Annotated in this window: 18 protein-coding genes; 7 read left to right on the forward strand and 11 right to left on the reverse strand. The window is 53.1% G+C overall.

Going from position 1 to position 21976, the window contains the following annotated elements; all coding sequences use genetic code 11:
• Positions 1-75 precede the first annotated feature (75 nt).
• Together nifD and nifH are read right to left on the reverse strand one after the other, a co-directional pair.
• Entirely contained in the window at positions 76-1554 is a 1479-nt protein-coding gene (gene nifD / locus Q8W24_RS06695) for a nitrogenase molybdenum-iron protein alpha chain (RefSeq protein ID WP_303432265.1), read from the reverse strand.
• A 146-nt stretch (positions 1555-1700) separates the two neighbouring features.
• Positions 1701-2585, reverse strand: coding sequence for a nitrogenase iron protein (gene nifH, locus Q8W24_RS06700; RefSeq protein ID WP_303432267.1), 885 nt, complete (start codon positions 2583-2585; stop codon positions 1701-1703).
• A 588-nt stretch (positions 2586-3173) separates the two neighbouring features.
• Between nifH and Q8W24_RS06705 the strand changes: the two genes are divergently transcribed.
• From Q8W24_RS06705 to Q8W24_RS06735, 7 genes are all read left to right on the forward strand, one after another.
• Positions 3174-4025 carry an SIR2 family protein gene (locus Q8W24_RS06705; RefSeq protein WP_303432269.1) on the forward strand — a complete coding sequence of 284 codons (852 nt, stop codon included), beginning with the start codon at positions 3174-3176 and terminating at the stop codon, positions 4023-4025.
• A 563-nt stretch (positions 4026-4588) separates the two neighbouring features.
• Positions 4589-5860 carry a glucose-1-phosphate adenylyltransferase gene (gene glgC, locus Q8W24_RS06710; protein ID WP_303432271.1) on the forward strand — a complete coding sequence of 424 codons (1272 nt, stop codon included), beginning with the start codon at positions 4589-4591 and terminating at the stop codon, positions 5858-5860.
• A gap of 86 nt (positions 5861-5946) precedes the next feature.
• Entirely contained in the window at positions 5947-7674 is a 1728-nt protein-coding gene (locus Q8W24_RS06715; RefSeq protein WP_305474809.1) for a glycoside hydrolase family 57 protein, read from the forward strand.
• A gap of 12 nt (positions 7675-7686) precedes the next feature.
• A complete protein-coding gene (gene malQ, locus Q8W24_RS06720; RefSeq protein ID WP_303432274.1) occupies positions 7687-9105 on the forward strand; it encodes a 4-alpha-glucanotransferase in 1419 nt (472 codons plus the stop codon).
• Positions 9098-11296: a 1,4-alpha-glucan branching protein GlgB gene (glgB, locus tag Q8W24_RS06725; protein ID WP_305474811.1), complete on the forward strand. Its 2199-nt coding sequence runs from the start codon at positions 9098-9100 to the stop codon at positions 11294-11296. The genes malQ and glgB overlap by 8 nt, the downstream gene beginning before the upstream one ends.
• Positions 11293-12759: a glycogen synthase GlgA gene (glgA, locus tag Q8W24_RS06730; protein WP_303432277.1), complete on the forward strand. Its 1467-nt coding sequence runs from the start codon at positions 11293-11295 to the stop codon at positions 12757-12759. Before glgB ends, glgA begins: the two co-directional genes overlap by 4 nt.
• Positions 12760-12779: 20 nt before the next feature.
• Positions 12780-15365: a glycogen/starch/alpha-glucan phosphorylase gene (locus tag Q8W24_RS06735; protein WP_305451726.1), complete on the forward strand. Its 2586-nt coding sequence runs from the start codon at positions 12780-12782 to the stop codon at positions 15363-15365.
• A 77-nt stretch (positions 15366-15442) separates the two neighbouring features.
• Here Q8W24_RS06735 and Q8W24_RS06740 read toward each other — a convergent pair whose 3' ends face one another.
• From Q8W24_RS06740 to nifB, 9 genes are all read right to left on the reverse strand, one after another.
• Positions 15443-16006 carry a hypothetical protein gene (locus Q8W24_RS06740; RefSeq protein WP_303432280.1) on the reverse strand — a complete coding sequence of 188 codons (564 nt, stop codon included), beginning with the start codon at positions 16004-16006 and terminating at the stop codon, positions 15443-15445.
• A 291-nt stretch (positions 16007-16297) separates the two neighbouring features.
• Positions 16298-17011, reverse strand: a complete 714-nt coding sequence (locus tag Q8W24_RS06745) for a dinitrogenase iron-molybdenum cofactor biosynthesis protein (protein ID WP_305474812.1) — start codon at positions 17009-17011, stop codon at positions 16298-16300.
• A gap of 101 nt (positions 17012-17112) precedes the next feature.
• On the reverse strand, positions 17113-17382 hold the full coding sequence (locus Q8W24_RS06750) for a BolA family protein (RefSeq protein ID WP_305474814.1): 270 nt from the start codon (positions 17380-17382) through the stop codon (positions 17113-17115).
• A gap of 12 nt (positions 17383-17394) precedes the next feature.
• On the reverse strand, positions 17395-17727 hold the full coding sequence (gene grxD / locus Q8W24_RS06755; protein WP_303432284.1) for a Grx4 family monothiol glutaredoxin: 333 nt from the start codon (positions 17725-17727) through the stop codon (positions 17395-17397).
• A 10-nt stretch (positions 17728-17737) separates the two neighbouring features.
• Positions 17738-18529, reverse strand: coding sequence for an ankyrin repeat domain-containing protein (locus tag Q8W24_RS06760; protein ID WP_303432286.1), 792 nt, complete (start codon positions 18527-18529; stop codon positions 17738-17740).
• Positions 18530-18595: 66 nt separating this feature from the next.
• Positions 18596-19237, reverse strand: coding sequence for a nitrogen fixation protein NifQ (locus Q8W24_RS06765; protein ID WP_303432287.1), 642 nt, complete (start codon positions 19235-19237; stop codon positions 18596-18598).
• Positions 19234-19710, reverse strand: a complete 477-nt coding sequence (locus Q8W24_RS06770; protein ID WP_303432288.1) for an ArsC/Spx/MgsR family protein — start codon at positions 19708-19710, stop codon at positions 19234-19236. The genes Q8W24_RS06765 and Q8W24_RS06770 overlap by 4 nt, the downstream gene beginning before the upstream one ends.
• 32 nt (positions 19711-19742) lie before the next feature.
• A complete protein-coding gene (locus tag Q8W24_RS06775) occupies positions 19743-20021 on the reverse strand; it encodes a 4Fe-4S dicluster domain-containing protein (protein ID WP_303432289.1) in 279 nt (92 codons plus the stop codon).
• Positions 20022-20075: 54 nt separating this feature from the next.
• On the reverse strand, positions 20076-21605 hold the full coding sequence (gene nifB / locus Q8W24_RS06780; RefSeq protein ID WP_305414464.1) for a nitrogenase cofactor biosynthesis protein NifB: 1530 nt from the start codon (positions 21603-21605) through the stop codon (positions 20076-20078).
• Between the last annotated feature and the right edge of the window lie 371 nt (positions 21606-21976).

Genomic DNA, 21976 nt, shown 5'->3' on the forward strand with positions numbered 1-21976 from the left:
ATCTGTGGTCTGGCGGGTAAATGGGATGATTCAGATGAGGGCAACCACGCCCTCACCCGTTCGTGCATCGGGAAATCAGGCGCTTGCTGCCACAGCGGAGTCTTCCGCTTCGGTTTTCTTCCATGGCGCAGCCAGCATTTTCCAGCAAGGGTTATTCAGGGTCATATCCATGTCGCGGGCGAAGATGGCGAAACCATCAAAGCCGTGATACGGGCCGGAATAATCCCAGGAGTGCATTTGACGGAAAGGCACGCCCATTTTCTGGAAGATGTATTTTTCCTTGATGCCGGAACCGATCAGGTCTGGTTGGACCTTTTTCACGAACTCTTCAAATTCGTAACCAGTCACATCATCGTACAGCAGGGTGGAGTCACCCATTTCTTTCAGAGTACGGTCGTAATCATCGTTGTGACCGAATTCATAACCGGTACCAACCACTTCCATACCCAGATCTTCATAGGCACCAATCACGTGACGAGGACGCAAGCCACCGATGTACAGCATGACGCGCTTGCCTTCCAGGCGTGGACGGTACTTGGCGATCACGGCTTCCCATTCTGGTTGGTACTTGGCAATCACTTCTTCACACTTGGCCTGGATGCTTTCGTCAAACTGGGCAGCAATCTTGCGCAGTGACTCACAGGTTTTGGTAGGGCCGAAGAAGTTGTATTCCATCCACGGAATCTTGTACTTCTCTTCCATGTGACGGGAGATGTAGTTCATTGAGCGATAGCAGTGAACCAGGTTCAGTTTCACTTTTGGCGTCAATTCGATCTCAGAGATGGTGCCATCACCAGACCATTGCGCCACAACTCGCAAGCCCATTTCTTCCAACAGGATACGGGAAGACCAGGCATCACCACCGATGTTGTAATCGCCGATAATGGCAACGTCGTATGGTGTGGTTTCAAAACTGTTGTCTTCGTCACGGGCACCCAGTGCCCAGTCACGGACGGCATCGTTGGCAATGTGGTGACCCAGGGACTGGGAAACGCCACGGAATCCTTCACAACGAACCGGTACAACTGTCTTGCCGTGCTCGGCGGTTTTCTTTTTGGAGACCGCTTCAATATCGTCACCGATCAGACCGATCGGGCACTCGGATTGAATGGAAATCCCTTTGTTCAGCGGGAACAGGGTTTCGATTTCATCGATCAGCTTGGACAGTTTTTTGTCACCACCGAAGACGATGTCTTTTTCCTGAAAATCCGAGGTAAAGTTCATGGTCACAAAGGTGTTCACCCCTGTGGTACCGATGTAGTAGTTACGACGTCCTGCACGGCTGTATTGACCACAACCAACCGGGCCGTGAGAGATATGGATCATGTCCTTGATAGGACCCCATACCACACCCTTGGAACCAGCATAGGCACAACCACGAATGGTCATTACACCGGGCAAGGATTTTTTGTTGGACGTAATACATTTCTTGGATTGTTCGAGTTCAGGGTCGTTTGGAGTCAAGTGCTTGGCGCGGTCTTTTTTGGCTTTTTCTGGATAGACCTCAAGCACTTCCTGAATCAACGATTCTACTTCATCGCGGGACATGGCCATGGTGAGCCTCCTTCAAGTTAATAACGGGTAACAGACCGGGTTGCGCAAGTGAGGGGGTACCTGCGCAACACGGGTTCCGATAGGACCAATCTGTCCTATCCCGAGCATGGGCAGCCAACTCAGGAGAGTCAGCTCAGCCCGACCGCTTAAGCTTCGGCAGCGAGCTCAGCAGCAGTTTTACCGACGACAGAAGCGTCTTCTTCTTCCATGATGCCGAATTCCATCAACAACTCTTCCAGCTCATCCATAGTCACAGGCTGTGGAATAACCAGTTTTTTGTTGTCGATGATTTTGTTGGCCAGGGCACGATATTCATCCGCTTGTTTAGCGGTTGGATCGTACTCAATCACAGTCATACGACGGATTTCTGCACGCTGTACTACGTTGTCACGTGGGATGAAGTGGATCATCTGAGTGCCGATTTTGGCAGCCAGTGCTTCGATCAGCTCATCTTCACGGTCAGTGTTACGAGAGTTACAGATCAGGCCAGCCAGACGAACACCGCCGGAGTTGGCATATTTCACGATGCCTTTGGAGATGTTGTTGGCTGCATACATAGCCATCATCTCGCCAGAGCATACGATGTAGATTTCTTGCGCTTTGTTTTCACGAATTGGCATGGCGAAACCACCACACACCACGTCACCCAGTACGTCATAGAAAACGAAATCCAGATCGTCTTCGTAAGCGCCTTCTTCTTCCAGGAAGTTAATGGCCGTGATAACACCGCGACCGGCACAACCAACACCTGGCTCTGGACCACCGGATTCAACGCAACGGATATCGCCGTAGCCGGCTTTCAGTACGTCTTCCAGTTCCAGATCTTCCACGGTGCCTGCTTCAGCAGCCATTTCCATAATGGTGTTCTGAGCTTTGGAGTGAAGGATCAAACGAGTGGAGTCTGCTTTTGGATCGCAGCCAACAATCATTACTTTTTTGCCAGCTTCTGCCAGAGCAGCCACCAGATTCTGAGTGGTAGTGGACTTACCGATACCGCCTTTGCCATAAATGGCGCATTGACGCATAGCCATAGTCTGTATCTCCTGTAAATTTCCGAGCGAGGACCTTTACCCTTAAGGGTTCGGGGAGGCAGGCAACCGTGCTTCGTTGGCACTACTGATAACAAATCAGTCGCTTCCGGCATTTACCGAAAGCCTGTGCTGCCTGTTCACCAGTCCAATACTGCAGACCTCATGCCATTCCGAATAAAATATATAAGTCATTGTTTTTTAAGTTATTTTTATTTTTGTTAAGGATTTATTATCAGTATGTATCACGACAACAACAGTGACGATGTACTACACCCAACAAACAATTTGTCGGGTTTTGACGATTCTATTGATGTCAGATTATTGTCATATATCGATCGCCATATCCGGGGATAAAAAGTCTATATAAGTAGCTATATCTGAATGTCGTCTTTACGCCAAAAAACAGCCGTACGGTTGCTTTGCTACACAAAAAAACAAGGCCGGGAGGAGAGAAATTCAGCGGCCACAGGGCGCAGACAGCCGATCTGGCGGAGCAGACTGGCCCGCCATCAATCTGGCCTGAATATTGAAGCAGTCACGGTAACGCTCAAGCGATTTATCCAATATGACGACAGAGAGGAATCCCACATGGCAAGCTCGGAGCTTCTGCAAACACTGACCAACGGTCTGCGTACAGGGCAGATCATTCCGTACCTGGGTGCGGAAACATTAAACGGTGTCGTAGAAACCACCACTGGCGAAGCGATTCCTGCCGACAGTGACAGTCTGATACTGGCAATGAATGGCGGCAAACCCATGGCCCCGCGACTGATGTATGAATTCCCCCGTGCGGCGATGAACCTGGAAAACAAAAAGGGCCGCAAATTTATCGAGCGCTTTCTGACCACCCAGTATGGCGAACGCCAATGGACCCAGTCCCCCTTCCACCAGTGGCTGGCGGATATGGAACTGCCTTACATTGTTGATATCAATCGCGACACCCAGCTGCAGAATGCCTATCAGGGCCGCCCCCATACCCTGATCGTAGGTATCTCTCGTATCGCTGGCACCGACTATCGTTTCCGGATTTTCCAGTCCGATGGCAGTGACTACAGCGAAATAGACCAAGACAGCGTCGACAGCCAATTGCCGATCCTGTTCAAGCCCATGGGTACTCCGGTCCCCGAGCCTTGTTATATCGCTTCTGACGCCGACTATGTTGACTACATCACTGAACTGATGGGAGGTTTCGCCATTCCTGGTTTCCTCAAACAATACCGTCAGGGCAAACAATACCTGTTTGCTGGTATGCGGATGCAACGGGACACCGAACGCATGGTGTTGAGCGACATTATGTACAGCGCTGGCGAACCGGCGGGCTGGGTCTTGATGCCCGAACCCAATGATAAAGAACGTCGCTTCTGCGACAAAAAGAACCTGGTGATTGTTGAAGCCGATTTCAGTGAACTGATGGCCGAAGCACAAGCACTGACGGCTTGATACCTTGTTGATAGCTTGATACCTGTTGCCCTTATTGGACCCGTACCAATGGGCTTCAGCCCTCTCAGCCTAATCGTGGTGGGTGAGAGGGCTGATATTGACTCCTCATTTCTGTTCTCACCATCCTCTCTGTTGTCGTATTACTGACCCGGCCCCGGGCCTTCTCCCCCATACAGTCTTCCGTGCTTCTGCCCTGGATAACACACCATAAGACCTTTCAGCACGCCCCTCTTGCCTTATCCAACTTGCCTTGTTTTGTCATACAAAAAGACTATACCTTGACATAGTGGGTAATCCTGTTCAAAAACAGCTTGGAGCCTTGCCGTTGACAGGTATAACTACATAAGCAAACACTTGAAGCGGTCATCAGGAAAGCGGATGCTAATAACAAGGCAAACGCTGGCAGCGGATGTCCAGCTCATCAAACCAGCCTCTTTGCGCGATCATTGTAAGTAACCCGACATCCCTTGGAGCACCTGTCTTCCATCAGGGCTCAGGGACAAGGAATCAAGGCCCGGACGCCTTACCGGCCGGTGCCAGCACCTCGGCAAAAGGATAACCATATGCTCAAGAGCTACGATGATGCACCATTAACAACCGACCTCTCTCGTAAAACCCTGGCCCTGGTTCTGGCCGGTGGTGAAGGCAGCCGATTAAAACAGCTCACTCGCTGGCGGGCCAAACCGGCGGTTCCTTTTGGTGGCAAATACCGCATTATCGATTTTGTATTGTCGAACTGTGTTAACTCAGGTATTCGCAAAATCAGTGTGGTTACCCAGTACAAATCCCACTCGCTGATTCGTCACGTCCAGCGGGCCTGGTCTTTCATGCGTTATGAAGTGGGTGAGTTTGTTGAACTGATGCCCGCCCAGCAACGTATCGATAAAGGCTGGTACAAAGGTACCGCCGATGCCATTTATCAGAATCTCGACATCCTGCGCCATCACACCCCCAACTATGTGCTGATACTTGGTGGTGACCATATTTATTCCATGGACTATACCCGCATGTTGGCCGCCCACCAGCAATCCGGTGCCGATGTCACGGTCGGTTGTGTCGAAGTTCCCCTTGAAGAAGCCTCCGACTTCGGGGTGATGTCGATCGACGAAAACATGAAAGTCACCCGTTTCAGCGAAAAGCCCGCCAACCCGGAATGTATTCCCGGCAAACCAGAATCAGCGCTGGCCTCCATGGGCATTTATGTCTTCTCCAGTGATTTTCTTTACCGCACCCTGATTGACGATAACGACAACCCGGATTCCTCCCGCGATTTCGGCAAGGACATTATTCCCGGCGTAATATCACGGCATAATGTCCAGGCCTTCCCATTTACGGATGAAGCCAGCGGTAAACCGGCTTACTGGCGGGATGTTGGCACTTTGCAGGCGTTCTGGAAGGCCAATATCGATCTCTGCAGCATCACCCCGGAGCTGAACCTCTATAATCGCGACTGGCCAGTCTGGACGTATCAGCCACAGTTACCTCCCGCCAAATTCACCTTCGATGACGAAGGTCGCCGGGGTGAGGCCATCGACTCGCTGGTCGCTGGTGGTTGCATTATTTCCGGTGGCAGAATCAAGCGCTCGATCATTTCCAGTGACTGCCGGATTCACAGCTACTGTCATGTCAAAGACACCGTCATGCTGCCAAACGTCAATGTACATCGTTATTGTCGCATCCAGAATGCGGTGATTGACAAGGATTGCGAAATACCGGAAGGCACCATTATTGGTGAAGATCCCGAAGCCGACCGTCAGCGCTTTTACGTCGATGAATCCGGCATCGTGCTGGTCACGCCCGATATGTTGGGGCAAAGCATCCATATGACCCGCTGATCCGGTAGATAAACTGACGGCCAAAGCCTCACGACAGACCCATACCGACAACACTCTGGAACCTGTATCCATAACGGACCGTTCATATGCAGCCAAACAAGATCAAACTGGTTATTTGCTGGCACATGCATCAGCCTCACTATCGTGACGGGCTTGATGGCCAGTATCGCCTGCCGTGGGTTTACCTGCATGCCATCAAGGATTATTCCGATATGGCTGCCCATCTGGAAAACAATCCGGCGGCCCGCGTAGTCGTCAACTTCGCCCCGGTGTTACTGGAACAGCTGGATGACTATGCCATCCAGATGCGCCAATGGCTGGCCGATGCCCAACCCACCGGCGACCTGTTGCTGAACCTGGTCGCTGGCGCCAGCCCTGTCACCGATGACCTCGCGGCCCGGCTGGATATTCTGCAATCGTGCAGCAAGGCCTTTGCCCCAACCATGATTGATCGCTTTCCACCGTTCCGCAAACTGCTGGATATGGCCCAGGGGGATCAGATCACCACGATCGACGATGCGCACAGCCTGTCGTATTTCAATCGTGATTTTTTTACCGACCTGCTGGTCTGGTATCACCTTGCCTGGATGGGACATTCCCTGCGCCTGCGAGATGAACGGGTTGGACAACTGATCAACAAGGGCCTGGCAGAAGAGCACTTTAATCACGACGACCAGCGCACTCTGGTGTCCATCATGGCGGACATCCTTGAAGACATTGTGCCCCGTTACCGCCAGTTACAGGATAGCGGCCAAATTGAAATATCCATGACGCCATACGGCCATCCGATTGTGCCGCTGCTGATTGATTTTAATACCACCTGTGATGCCATGCCGGACGCCGCCTTGCCAGAGCATCCGGGTTATCCCGGCGGTTATGAGCGTGCCCGCTGGCATATGCAGCACGGTATTGAGCAATTCCGGCATTTCTTCGGGCGCGCACCCTCCGGGGTCTGGTTGTCCGAAGGGGCGGTATCCAGTGCCGCGGTCGGCTTGCTCGATGAATTTGATATTCGCTGGACCGCTTCCGGTGAAGGCGTCTGGCGGCATTCCTGTGAAGCCTCCCAGCTGGATATCCACGATATCTCCTCCAAACGGGCACTCTATCAACCGATGCGCCACAACGATCAACAATGTGCATTGTTTTTCCGCGATGACGGCATGTCGGACCTGATTGGTTTTGAATACAAAAGCTGGGACCCGCAAGACGCCGCCAACAACTTTGCCCACAATCTCGACAACATCGCCAACCACCTTGGTGACCAGGTCGACCAGCATGTGGTTGCGGTGATTCTGGATGGCGAGAACCCCTGGGAATATTACCCGGACAACGGCTACACCTTCCTCGAAACCCTCTACCAGACCCTGACCGAGCATCCGCGTATCGCCATGACAACCTTCTCCGATGCCCTCGACCAGAATGCCTGCGTGCGTGATTTACCAGTGCTCAAGGCTGGCAGCTGGGTGTATGGCAGTTTCTCAACCTGGATTGGCGACAAGGACAAAAACATCGGCTGGGACTTGCTGGTAGAAGCCAAGCAGGTGTTTGATCAGGTCGTTGCCAGCCAGCAACTCAGTGACGATGAACAAACCATTGCCACCCACCAGCTGGCGGTCTGTGAAGGCTCCGACTGGTTCTGGTGGTTTGGTGACTACAACCCGGCCGACTCGGTTCGTGACTTTACCCTGCTTTATCAGCGCCACCTAGAAAAACTGTATCAGCTGCTGAAGCAGCCAATACCCGACAACCTTGATCGCTTACAGGCTGGTGGTGGCAGTCACTCCAACCATTCAGGCACCATGATTCGCAACTGAACAGGGATGATGATGGCTAATACAACCGCAAGCACTGCGCCCAAGATACAACCGGATCCACGCTCACGCTGTGCCGGAGTGCTGCTGCACCCAACCTCGTTGCCATCCGGCAAACTGGATGAATCGGCCTGGTTGTTTCTCGACTGGATGCAGGCCGCTCATTTGACGGTGTGGCAAATGTTGCCCTTGATGGAACCTCTGGACGGCCTGTCACCCTATCAGGGTGTCTCGGCCTTCGCCCTCAATCCTGCCCTGTTGCCGGATCATTGGCAAAACCAGATCGACCCTCAGGCGCTGGCGGCATTTATCGCCAATCCACCACACTGGCTGCAACCTTACGCCCGTTTCACATTACTGAAACAGCTGCATGACGGCAGTGCCTGGAACCAGTGGCCCGATGTCTACAAATTCCGCGACCCACAGGCTCTGGCCGATCTGGATCAACACTATGCTGACGAACTGCACGCCATTGTCAGCCAACAGTTCGCCTTGATCCAGTGCTGGCAGCAGCTGAAACACGCAGCCAATACCCGAGGCATCCAACTGTTTGGGGACATGCCGATTTTTGTTGCCTACGACAGCGTCGATGTCTGGAGCAATCCGGACGAATTCAAGCTCGACGACAACCTCAACCCTACCGTTGTCACTGGTGTGCCACCGGATTATTTTTCTGCCACGGGCCAGCGTTGGGGCAACCCTCATTACCACTGGCCTCATATGGAAGCCAACGGCTTTTATTGGTGGCGACAACGTATGGCCTGGAGTCTGGAGCTGTTTGACCTGGTGCGTATTGATCATTTCCGCGGTCTGGAAGCCAGCTGGGAAATTGCCGTCAGCGAGCCAACCGCCATGACAGGCAACTGGGTTAAAGCCCCCGGACACGCTCTGCTCTCGGCACTACAAGCCACCCATGACCCACTGCCAGTAATCGCCGAAGATCTCGGAATCATTACCCCGGAAGTGGTGGCGCTGAAAGAGGCCTTTGGTTTGCCCGGTATGTCGGTACTGCAATTCGGTTTTAATGGCTTGCCCGACAACCCTCACGCACTGACCGAACAGGTCGAAAATTCGGTGGTTTATACGGGTACCCACGATAACGAAACCACCCTTGGCTGGTGGCAAGCCCTACAAGATGACGGCCAGAAACACTGGATTCTGTCGCAGCTCGACCTCCATGTCGGTGAGATGCCCTGGCCGCTGATCGATGCCGCACTTCAATCACCTGCCTATATGGCCATTATGCCGCTACAGGACTTTCTCGGACTGGATAACCAGTCCAGAATGAACACTCCCGGCACCATCGTCGATAATTGGCACTGGCGTTATCAACCACAACAACTGACTGAGGCGCTGGCACAACGGATTGCCACCCTGGTCGATCGCTGTGAACGTTACCCTGCCGAGCAAGAGAAACAGAAACCTCATGACTGAAACAACCGCCGTGTCACAACACCTTCAATGGCTGGAAAACGGCGAACATCCGGACCCTTTCCGTTTTCTGGGTTTGCATCAGGATGACCAGGGCTGGCTTGTCCGGGTCTGGTTGCCCGGTGCCCGTCAGGCCTGGCTGGAACAGCAACCACTGCAACCGCTGTCGGATAGCGGTTGTTTTGTTGCCCGTCTCAATAAGGCCCAATACCAGCAGCTACCAGAACATTACCGCGTTGCTTGGCAAGAAGACGACGCCATTCGCCATGAAATCACTTCTCCCTGGTCTTTTTCCCGCCAAGTGGGAGACCTCGATCTGCATCTGTTTGCCGAAGGTCGCCACTGGCAAATCTATAATCTGTTAGGTGCTCACCCACGCTGTATTGATGGCATCGACGGCGTGTATTTTGCTGTTTGGGCACCCGCAGCCAAACGGGTCTCGGTGATTGGCAGCTTTAATAACTGGCATGGCCTGCGCCACCCGATGCGCCCTTGTGATGGTTCCGGCATCTGGGAACTGTTTATCCCCGGCCTGCACCCTGGTGATCTCTATAAATTTGAAATTCTCAGTGGCCATACCAATACCCTGCGCATCAAGACCGATCCTTACGCCCGGCAGATGGAACTGCGCCCGGAAACCGCTTCCGTCGTTTGTCGCAGTCAATATGCCTGGCAAGACAAGCAATGGCTGACGCAGCGGGCTGCGGCCGACTGGCAACACCAGCCCATCAGTATTTATGAGCTGCACCTTGGTTCCTGGACGCGGGATAATCAGGGCCACTTTCTCAATTACCGTGAACTGGCCCAGCGGCTGGTGGGCTATTTGCAACACACGGGCTTTACCCATGTTGAGCTACTGCCCATTGCCGAACACCCTCTCGACCAGTCCTGGGGCTATCAGACCTCCGGGTATTACGCTCCGACCAGTCGCTTTGGTCATCCCGATGATCTGCGCTTTCTGATCGACCTGCTGCACCAACACCAGATAGGTGTCTTCCTCGACTGGGTACCAGCCCACTTCCCACGGGATGACTTTGCTCTCGCCCGCTTCGATGGCACCGCGCTGTACGAACACGCTGATCCGCGTCAGGGTGAGCATCTGGAATGGGGCACCTATATTTTTAACTACGGCCGTAACGAGGTACGTAATTTCCTCATTGCCAATGCCCTTTACTGGTTGCAGGAGTTCCACCTCGATGGCCTGCGGGTTGATGCCGTGGCCTCCATGCTGTGCCTTGACTACGCCCGGGAAGAAGGCCAATGGTTACCCAATCGCTATGGCGGCAACGAAAATCTGGAAGCGATTGAATTCATCAAGACCCTCAACCACGAAGTACACGCCCAATGCCCCGGTGCCCTGATGATGGCAGAAGAGTCCACCTCCTGGCCGATGGTTTCACGCCCGACCTGGATGGGTGGGCTGGGCTTCTCCATGAAGTGGAATATGGGCTGGATGAACGACACGCTGAGCTATTTCAAACAAGACCCTATTTACCGCAGCCATCACCATAACCAGCTGACGTTTAGCCAGATGTACGCCTACACAGAAAACTTTGTCTTGCCGTTGTCCCACGATGAAGTAGTGCATCTGAAAAATTCACTGGCAGGTAAAATGCCTGGGGATAACTGGCAGAAAATGGCCAACCTGCGGCTATTACTGGCCTGGCAATGGCTGAACCCCGGCAAAAAACTGCTGTTTATGGGGGGCGAACTGGGCCAGTGGACTGAATGGAACGAAGCCGTTTCCCTCGATTGGCATCTGCTCAACTACCCGGATCATCAAGGGATCCAGCAGCTGGTGTGTGACCTCAACCACCTGTACCGCCAGGCACCGGCGTTGCATCAGTACGAGTTTGAACAACAGGGATTCGAATGGATCGACTGCAATGATTCCCAGCACTCACTGCTGAGTTTTATCCGCAAAGGCGACCACGAATGCATGGTCTGTCTGTTCAACTTTTTACCGCTACCACGCCAGCATTATCCGGTTGGCATGCCGCACGCCGGCAGCTGGCAAGAAACCCTGAATACCGATGCCGGACTGTACGGCGGCAGTAATGCCGGTAATCAGGGCATCGTTTATACACAAGAACAACCGCTTATGGGTCAACCCTGTTCCGCGCTGGTGACATTACCACCACTTGGCGCAGTGGTACTGACATACCAGGATTACAAGGGTCCTCATCCTTCATGAATATATTGTTTGCCACCTCTGAAATTCATCCGGTGATCAAGACCGGCGGTCTGGCGGATGTATCGGGAGGTTTGCCGAATGCTTACTCCCGTCTCGACAACCAGGTACGTGTTGTACTGCCGGGTTACCTCGCGGTATGGGAAAAGCTGACCCAGGTTCGCAAAATTGCCGCGTTCCAGATTCACACCAGTTTTTACAGTCACTCCGTGATCATCAAAGAGGCCTGCTGCAAAGGCATCGATGTTCCGCTATGGATTGTCGATATTCCTGAACTGTTCGACCGTCCAGGGAATCCTTACCTGGCCGATGATGGCCGGGACTGGTGGGACAATGGCGAACGTTTCGGGGTGTTCTCCCGCATTGTTGCCGAGCTGGCCATGGACAAACACGGCATCGGCTGGCGCGCCGACCTGGTTCAGGCCAACGACTGGCAAACCGGCCTGGTACCGGCTTATCTGGCCGAAGAAAGCCAGCCTCCGGCCACTATTTTTACCATCCACAACATGGCTTATCAGGGCAATTTCCCCAACAGCCTGTTTAATTATCTCAACCTGCCCTGGCACTGGTGGAACGCCGAAGGTGGTATCGAATTCCATGGCCAGATGTCGATGCTCAAAGCCGGTATCGAGATGGCTGATTGGGTCACTACCGTCAGCCCCACCTACGCCCAGGAAATCACTCTGCCGGAATTTGCTTACGGGCTGGAAGGTGTGATGGCCCGCAAACAGCGCGAAGGCCGTTTGGTTGGCATTATTAACGGCATTGACGAGGATGTCTGGAACCCTGAGACCGACCGTCTGATCAGCCGTACCTACAGCGCCAAAAAAGGCCGGGTAGCGGCCAAGGCTGATAACAAGAAGGCCTTGCTTAACCATTTTGGCTGGCATGAATCCGAAATCGATCTCAAGGTCCCGGTGATTGGAATGGTCGGCCGTCTGGTCTGGCAGAAAGGCGTGGATCTGGTACTGGATCTGATTCCACAAATGCTTGAGCAGCACAATGCCATCTTTCTGGTACTGGGCAGCGGTGATCGCCAGCACCACGAAGCCCTGCAGCGACTGGCCATCAATTATCCGCGCCGGGTGCTGGTTTATCTGGGCTATTCAGAAGCACTGGCTCACCTGGTCGAAGCCGGGTCCGATATGTTCCTGATGCCCTCCCGTTTTGAGCCGTGTGGCCTCAACCAGATTTACAGCCTGATGTACGGTACTCCACCTATCGTGCACAGCACCGGCGGCCTCGCCGATACCGTGGTGAATGCCACCAAGGAACACCTCGATGACGGCACCGCCACCGGCTTTGTTTTTTACGACCCCAGCCTGCATGCCCTGAAATCAACCCTACAGCATGCCCTGCACCTGTTTGGCAAAAAACGGACTTGGCAAAAGCTGCAAAAACAAGGCATGCAACAGCATTTTGGCTGGCAGAACAGCGCCCAACACTATCTGAACCTGATTCAGTAATTCAGCAGGAGAGCTTTATTATGTCGGCACACATTCCCGCGACAACCCCGAATGCCCTGTCTCCGCAAGAACAGCGCCAGTTAATAGAAGACTTGCTCAAGAAGGTCGGCATGAACGTGACCGACATCGAAGAAGACTTTGTTGACTACCTCTACAACACACTGGGGCGCAACCTGGCCTCGGAGCCGGATTACCACTACAAGGCGCTGGCCTACGCCGTGCGCGATCGCCTGATGAAACTGTGGAAGCAGACCTGGGCTGGCTACCATCAGGAAAAAAGCAAAAAAGCCTATTACCTGTCGATGGAGTTTTTGATCGGCCGCTCGTTAAGCAACAACATGCTCAACCTCGGCATTGAGAACAAGGTTGATCAGGCCCTGTACAAACTGGGCCTGTTGTTGGAACACGTTGAAGATGCCGAAGCCGATGCCGGTCTTGGTAACGGGGGCCTGGGCCGTCTGGCCGCCTGCTTCATGGACTCCTGCGCTACCTTGAGCCTGCCGGTGATGGGCTACGGCCTGCGTTATGAATACGGCATGTTCAAACAGCTGATCCAGAATGGCCATCAGATCGAAGCCCCTGACCATTGGCTCGGTTACGACAACTACCCCTGGGAGTTCCCGCGGCGGGAATATACCCGCGTGGTCCGCTTTGGTGGCGTCTCGCGCCCTTACCGCGACCACCAGACCAATCGCCTGGAAGTGCGCTGGGAAGATACCGAAGAAGTACTGGCCGTGCCGTATGACGTCCCCATTCCGGGCTACAAGAATGGCATCGTCAACACCTTGCGCCTGTGGTCTGCCCAGGCCACCGAAATCTTTGATTTTTCTGAATTCAACCGGGGGTCTTATTTCGAAGCCGTATCCTCCAAGGCCGAAGCAGAAAACATCACCATGGTGTTGTACCCCAATGACACCAGCGAAAACGGCAAGGAGCTGCGCCTGAAGCAGCAGTACTTCCTTGTCTCGGCATCACTGCAGGATGTGGTCAGCCAGTGGATCGAACAACACGGCCACAATATGGACGATTTCGACGACCATAATGTTTTCCAGCTGAACGATACCCACCCCAGCCTGGCGGTCGCAGAGCTGATGCGTATTCTGCTCGATGATATGGAATTCGACTGGGACAAGGCCTGGGCCATCACCAGCCGCTGTATGGCCTATACCAACCACACCTTGCTGCCAGAAGCCCTGGAACGCTGGCAGGTATCACTGTTCCAGAAACTGCTGCCGCGCCTGCTCGATATTATTTATGAAATCAACACCCGCTTCCTGAAGCAGGTAGCGATGAAATGGCCTGGTGACAACAACCGTTTACGGCAGATGTCCCTGATTGATGAACACGACAACGTGCGGATGGCCTACCTCGCCATTGTTGGCAGTTTTTCCGTCAATGGCGTAGCCGCCCTGCATTCCCAGTTATTAAAAGATGGACTGTTCAACGATTTCTACCAGCTCTGGCCAGAGAAATTCAACAACAAAACCAATGGCGTGACCCAACGGCGCTGGATTGCCAGCTCCAACCCCGGCTTGCGCCAACTGCTGGGAGAAACCATTGGCGACAACTGGATCACCCATCTCGACGAACTGGCCGCCATTGAGCAATATATTGACGATCGGGCTTTCCGTCAGTCCTGGCGGGACGTCAAACGTGATAACAAAAAACGTCTGGCACAACTGGTACAACAGGATACCGGCGTGGTGTTCAACCCGGATGCCATGTTCGATGTGCAGGTCAAGCGGATTCACGAGTACAAGCGCCAACTGCTCAACGTATTACATGTGATCCATCTGTATGCCCGTATCAAGCGCGGCGATACCCACAACTGGACCAATCGTTGTGTACTGATCGGAGGTAAAGCGGCACCGGGCTACTTTATGGCCAAGACCATTATCAAGCTGATCAACAACGTTGCCGAAATTATCAACAACGACCCGGAAATCGGCGACAAGCTGAAACTGGCCTTTATCCCCAACTACCGGGTATCGGTGATGGAAATCATCGCACCGGGCACCGACCTGTCGGAACAGATTTCCACTGCAGGCAAGGAAGCATCGGGCACCGGCAATATGAAGTTCATGATGAACGGTGCTGTCACCATTGGTACTCTGGATGGAGCCAATGTTGAGATTCTGGAGGCCGCTGGTGAAGACAACTTCTTCCTCTTTGGCCTGAAGACCAGCGAGGTTGCCGAACTGCGCCACCACTATCATCCACAGACCTATATCGATCAGGACCCTGATCTGCAAACCGTCTTCGAGTTGCTGGAATCCGGTCACTTCAATCACTTTGAGCCAGGGCTGTTCGACGACCTGATCAATGGCATGAAATCCGCCAATGACCCTTGGGTGACACTGGCCGACTTCCGCAGCTTTGTCGATGCCCAGCAACATGCCGCCAATGCCTTCCGTAACGTCGAGCACTGGACCGACATGAGCATTATCAACGCGGCTCGCAGTGGCATGTTTTCCACTGATCGCACCATCAGTCAGTACAACGAGGAAATCTGGAAACTGACACCGATTGGAGAACAACCAACAGCAACCACGGCTACATCAACAAGCAGCAAGAAGAAAAAGAAAAAAGAAGAGAAGCGGCGTTAAGGCAGGAAAGCTGCCTGAGCAATCAGGCAGCCAGACGCTCGACCGGCGCCATCATGCGCCCGTCGATCAAACAGACATTACAGCGCGCCGTGTATCTCACGAACTGCTGTATTGGTCATTGCCATTACATCGTCCAACGACACCAGCGGGTAGCGTTTGGGTTTGTAGCCTTTCAGCTCGGAGTACATGGTTTCCAGCTTGGCGGCAGGTTTCTGGCCTTTGAAGTCGCTTTTTTCCAGCGCCAGTTCTTCCATCAATTCGTTCCATGGTACCCCCTGCACCATAGGAATCAGGACAAAGTTGATACCATTGATATCGACCTGGGCCGGACTGGTCAGGTTCACAACAAACAAGACCGCTTTCATATCATCCGCAAAATCATCTTTGTAATAATCGACCAGGCCAGTGATCGATGACATTTTATCGAGTGCTCCCACCAACATATGGATCTTGTCATCCGCCAGAATAACGGCTTCCCGCATCAGTTCTTTAGGTGGCAAGGTATGGCCTTTATCGTCGCCCACTTCTCCGGCCACAATCACCAGATCGCCACGATAGGCCTGCATACCGGATTCTTGGGTGGATTCCAGAAAGTTGGAATAGAACAGACGCCCGGTTTCTTTATAGGTAGTAAGCAGCATATGGTAATTTCCTGTTAATAGTGATGAATGCCTGCTCTTTGCTTTCAAGAATCTTGCCGTCAAAATTCTCCAGCCATTAACAAAAAATCTTTTAATATCAAAATGTTACAAGGGACTGAAAACACATCAGAGCGATAATGTCGGATTTACAACACAACATTACCGACGCTATCCGACAAAGCAGACACGAGATCTGTGCTGGGCTTGCCCCATCGGGCACAAGCAACAGTATCCGCAAACAAAAAAACACCAGCGACCGGAAGTCGCTGATGTCCAGAGCAGGTGTACAACTCAGGCTTCTTTGGCAAACCGCACCCGGTCTTCGGCAGCCACACCCAGAATCTTGGCCAACCAGGGTGGTGGTGAGTTTTCCATCACGCCTTGTAAGCGCGACAGGACTTCGCTGGCTTCACAGACGTCTTTTTGCTTGATCGGGTACACACCGGCACGAACCACCTTGGCCGCCGCCGGACCGCCAATGGATTGTACATAGGCGACCTGACAATCATTAATCAGGCGGGCACGGAACGCATTACGATCATCTGACAGATCAGCTTCCAGTGCCGAGCGAACATCAACCAGTTGGTACTTCTCGGCACTCAGTTCATACACCAGAAATCGCAAACAAGAACCAAAATGGCCATTCAGTAACTCCCCACTGTTGGAAGCCACCGCCACACGAATGGAATTGGGCAGAGCCTCCGCATCGGCGACTGCTTGTGGCAGATCTTCTTCTTCGCTTTCACCCCAGAGAATCCGCACAGCTTCCTTGATGGCGGGTAAGCCAAGGCTGATGTCTTCACCATCTTCTTCACCGTCGGCACTGCCGAAGCCGGTTTTCAAATCCGTAACCGTAATGGTCGCCAGGGATTCTTCTGATAACTCACCCTCGATCCGGCGAGTCAGAATATCCAGTAATTGGCCCACACTGGTATCCGGCAAAATACGGGCAGCCATGGCTATTCGAAGCGCCGCTTCACGGCTGATAGGCGGTAGTTCACTCATCGCTAATCTCCATCTCATTATTGGGCACCTTTTCTCGCTGGCCACCAGGGCAGTCTGAGCAGGTGTCTTGCCAGGTCTGCGGTTGTCAGACCCGGTTCCGATTACATCAATTGAGTCAGGCCACCCTGGGCTTTGGCTTGCCATTCCGCTGCCGTAAAGGCTTCCACGGTCAGGGCGTGTAATTCACCACTGGCCAATGGCTCTCTGAAAGCGGCCAGGATACGTTGCTGCCGCTGCACCGGTCGCAATCCCTCAAAGACATTACTGATAATCCGGGCGGTAAAATTGCAGTCGGCACCATGGATCTCGATCTTGGCTGCCGAGTCGTCCAGTGCTTGCTGGATACGCTGATGCACTTCGCTGGTTTCCATAACGTCGTCCTGTTATTCAGCGCTGGCAGTGGCTTCTTGCAGCAGTGTTTTCAGCGAGCCATCCGCCGCCATGCTACAGACAATATCACTGCCACCGACCAGTTCTCCGTTCACGAACAACTGCGGAAAGGTTGGCCAATTGGAAACCATTGGCAAACGTTCCCGGATTGATGGAGCTTGCAGAATATTGACGTAGGAAAAATCAACACCGGTTACCTGCAGTGACTTGATTGCTGCGGCAGAAAAACCGCACTCCGGTGCTTCCGGGGTGCCTTTCATATAAATCAGAACCGGATTGCTGCTGATTTGCTTATTGATGGTCTGGATAATATCGGTCGTGCTCATGGTGTTTTCCTCAGGCGACAAAGCGATGGACCGGATGGGTATCCGGCAGAATGTGATGTTGCAACAAGCGTAAGGTGCTGGCTCTGGCAGCGACGTCAAGCACCGAGAAATCATCTTTCGTGGTTGGGGAGGCGTCGGCACCGGCTTCCAGCAGTTGTGCCACCAGCGCGTCATGACCAATGGATGCGGCATAGATCAGTGCCGTCGCACCATGATCATTTTGCTGATCCATATCGATATCGTTATCGAGCAGTAATTGCACGATACGGCTGTTTTCACTGAGACAGGCCATCCAGAGGGCGTTATTGCCATCCTTGTTGACCAGATCAATCCCTGCCCCTGCCATCACCAACTCACGGGCAATATCCAGATTGCCATCACGGCAGGCCTGCATCAGGGCGGTGTCCTGATTGTCACCCCGCTGATCCAGGTTGTAAGGATCAAAGCCGTGCTCAACCAGCCAGCCACGCAGCGGATGACTCAAGGCATCCAGCGGACGGCTGATACTCGGGTACCAGGCTTCGTAACCGCCATCCAGGCTATAACAGCTGGTAAAGCCAAAATCACTGAACAACTGGGCCATATCCTGACTGGCATGGCCGTGATAGCAGTAGATCAACACCGGGACCGAACGCGCGGTATGTCGTAGCAAGGCGCGCAGATTGGTGTCGTTCAGATGCAATGCCGCGGGATGATGCCCGGACAGATAAGAACGGAAATCACGCATATCAAGCAGCAACATAGGGCTGTCATACAGCATGGCTTCTGCTTCAGTTACAGACAGGGTTTGCCATTGGGTCATGGTGAGATCCTCTTCCAGAAAAGTGGGTTGTTAACGGGTCATTTGCAGTACTTGCAGCACTTGCAATCAGTCTTCAGGGCCAAAGCACTCAGCATAAGCCGTACAGTCATCACAGCTGGGAGCACGACAGACATAACCGCCACCGGCTTCACACAGCTGTTTGTAAAAAAAGCGTTTCCATTTCATGTCGCGATCGTTGGCGGCCACCAGCGCAGGAAAGTTCTGCGACAGCAAGGCACTGAGTTCACCGCGGTTAAGCAAACCGAGGTCACGCCAGAGATGCTCTTTGCCCAGGCAACCGGCCGCAACGATATCGGCCATCAACAACTCGCTATCATCCTTGCCAGCCCGGTGTTGTAGTAATAACTGCCGGATTTCCAGCCACTCATCTTCACGCATTTCCAGCAGTTGCTGACGCAGGTCAGCACCATGACGTTGATTGTCACGGTCTTGCTGCTGCGGAAAGGGCAAACTCTGATAACGATTCTGGCCATACAGATAGCGGTGCAAGAACCAGCGATAATCAACCGGTTTCAGCCCCAGGTAATACGGCAGGCACGTCCGTCCCTGCCGCTGACTACGCAGTATCTGCCCCAACCAACGGCTGGTGTTGGTACGCAGGGATTCGCGTTCGCTGGTCGATGCGGGTAATAGCTGGGTCATAATCTGGCGCCAGAGTGTGGGTTTTACCGTTACAGCCAAAGTCATACCGTTTCTCCTGCCAGCGGTGTTGGGCAACCATTGCCCTGGGTATGCTTGCTGGCACAGCCTTCTATATCGTCCGGTACATCCAGTTCTTCCCGGCTACGGGTGCTCAGGCCTAGTTGCTGCTGCAGACGCGGCCAATCGAAGCCGCAGTGATACCAGCCCTCAAGCTGAATGAGCGGCCGGCGAATCAGCAAGGGTTCAGCAATCATGGCAACCATCGCTTGTTCCGGAGTGCAGTTGTCAGGATCAATATGGCCAGCCTTGACTGCCGGAGCCGAACGGTTGAACCATTTGTTGACCGGCAAGGAGCCAAAAAACCGTCGTAACTGCTGTGCCTGCCATGGCGTATCGAGCAGGTTATGTTCGATCACATCAACACCCGCTTCACGTAGAATTTTTTTCTGTCGGGTGTTGTTGATACAACCGGGTTTTTCATAAAAATGCAGCACGATAAAACCTCCTGTTTCGACCATAAAACGGTTCTTGCGACGATGACTAACCAGCGTTAGCGAGCCTGGATTTCTTGTAAGGCTTCAGCCATTTTTTCTGGTGGAATACCGGTCAGGGAACCCGGTGGATTGATTGCCACACCAGACGCATCCAGAATTGCCTCTTCAATCGGACAAATACTGGCGCATTGAGGCTGGGCATAATCCCCTTCACACTCTGTACATTTGCGCGCATTGATTTTGAAATGCGGTTTGCTGTCATAAATAGCTTCGCTCGGGCATACGTCGTAACAGGCCCAGCAGTTCACGCAAGAATCAACAATAGATAACGCCATGCTAACCTCCGAAGGTGCAGTGAATGGCCGGGTTATGCCCGGCCTGGTGATGACTCAGACAGAAGCCCGTTGTGCGGAAGATGTCTCTGCGGCCGCTTCGTCAAGCACGCCGCTGGCAGCCATTTCCTGATAAACCTCCATCACGGCTTCTTCGATGGGTTCCATCGCGTGTTCGCCGTTAGGCACAATGCCGGCCTCTTCCAACAACGACCATGGCTCGTAGCCAATCTTTGAGCACAGCACGGCTTCGCAACCACTCAGGGCACGAATCGATCCGGCCAGGGCACTTTCCTTTTCGCCACAGCTGTCGTCACCCACACAGAACTGGTCGACCTTGCGATGGCTGATAAAACGCACGCCTTTTGGAGAGGCTTCGTAGATCAGGAATTCGGTCGCATGACCAAAGTGCTGGTTGATCAGACCGCCGCCACTGGTGGCAACTGCCATCAGTGCCGGGCGCAGATCGCTGGCGATGGTATTTTCCACAGTCGGTACAGAAACCGCGGCCAGACGGCTGCGCTTGGCTTCTTTTTCGTCCAGTTCTTCGAGAATACCGGCGTGTACCACGGCACGGGTTTTCATGGCGGCGTTGTAATCGATATCCATGGCAGCAATTTTATCGAGGGTGAATTCTTCGCCCCGATCTTCACCCAACAAGCCAACGGCATCGGCACGGCACTGACGGCAGTGACGCATCATGTTCATATCACCGGAGCAGGCATCCTGCAGATCTTGCAGCTCTTCCGGCTCAGGCCCGCGCTGCCCCATAATGCCGAAGAAGGTGCCGTGTTCTGCTTCAGAGATCAGCGGCATCACGTTGTGCAGGAAAGCGCCTTTGGATTTGACGGTGCGCGAGACTTCTTTCAGGTGCTCATCATTCACCCCAGGAATCATCACCGAATTGACTTTCACCAGAATGCCGCGTTCAACCAGCATCTCGAGGCCTTTTTGCTGTTGGGCAATAAGGATCTTGGCGGCTTTTTCACCGTAGATCCGTTTGTTATTCCAGTAAATCCAGGGATAGATTTTGGCCCCCACCGCCGGATCGACACAATTGATGGTGATGGTGACGTGATCAATGTTGTGCTTGGCCAGCTCTTCCACTGAGTCTGGTAAAGACAAGCCATTGGTCGATACACAGAGCTTGATATCCGGCGCTTGCTCACTCAGCATACGGAAGGTTTCGAACGTGCGTTCGGGGTTGGCCAACGGGTCGCCCGGGCCGGCAATCCCCAGTACCGTCATTTGCGGGATATTGGCCGCAACGGCTTTGGTTTTCATCACCGCTTCTTCTGGCGTTAATACTTCAGATACCACACCAGGGCGAGATTCGTTGGAGCAGTCGTACTTGCGATTACAGTAATGGCACTGGATATTGCAAGCGGGGGCGACCGCTACGTGCATACGAGCAAAATAATGATGCGCTTCTTCGGAATAACAAGGATGGTTCTTGACCTTGTCACGAATTGAATCCGGCAGCGCCGACATCTGGTCGTTATCACTGCCGCACGAACCAGAGGCACAGCTACTGGTGGCTGCGGTTTCCTCTTTGCTTTCGTCTTGTCCAAGCACTGTCAGTTGCATGGTCTCAGCTCCTTCATTATGACCTGCCTGCGGCAGGTGAATCTCTGATAACCCGGGTGGGCCGGTTGCTAACAAGTCGTTGCAATGCCAATGCCTAAATATAACGCTTTGTTTTTATTGGTTTTTTATATTCCAACCTGATTATTTGTCGTATTCCGTACAGCACATCCAAGGGACTTTTTGTGGTGTAGGGAACAAAGGCAAGAATGCTCAATGTCATCGTAATCGTGATTTTTTGTCACAAACATGTGATTCCTGGCGTCCAGGAACAGCAAGCTATAAAGCAGAAAGTCTATAGGGGGCATCTATTTAATCCGGTGCTCACTCTGGGCTACCGGATGGTTTCGAATCACGAAGCCGACTTGCAGGCC

This window comes from Oceanobacter sp. 4_MG-2023, from assembly GCF_030689165.1.
Lineage (GTDB): Bacteria > Pseudomonadota > Gammaproteobacteria > Pseudomonadales > Oceanobacteraceae > Oceanobacter.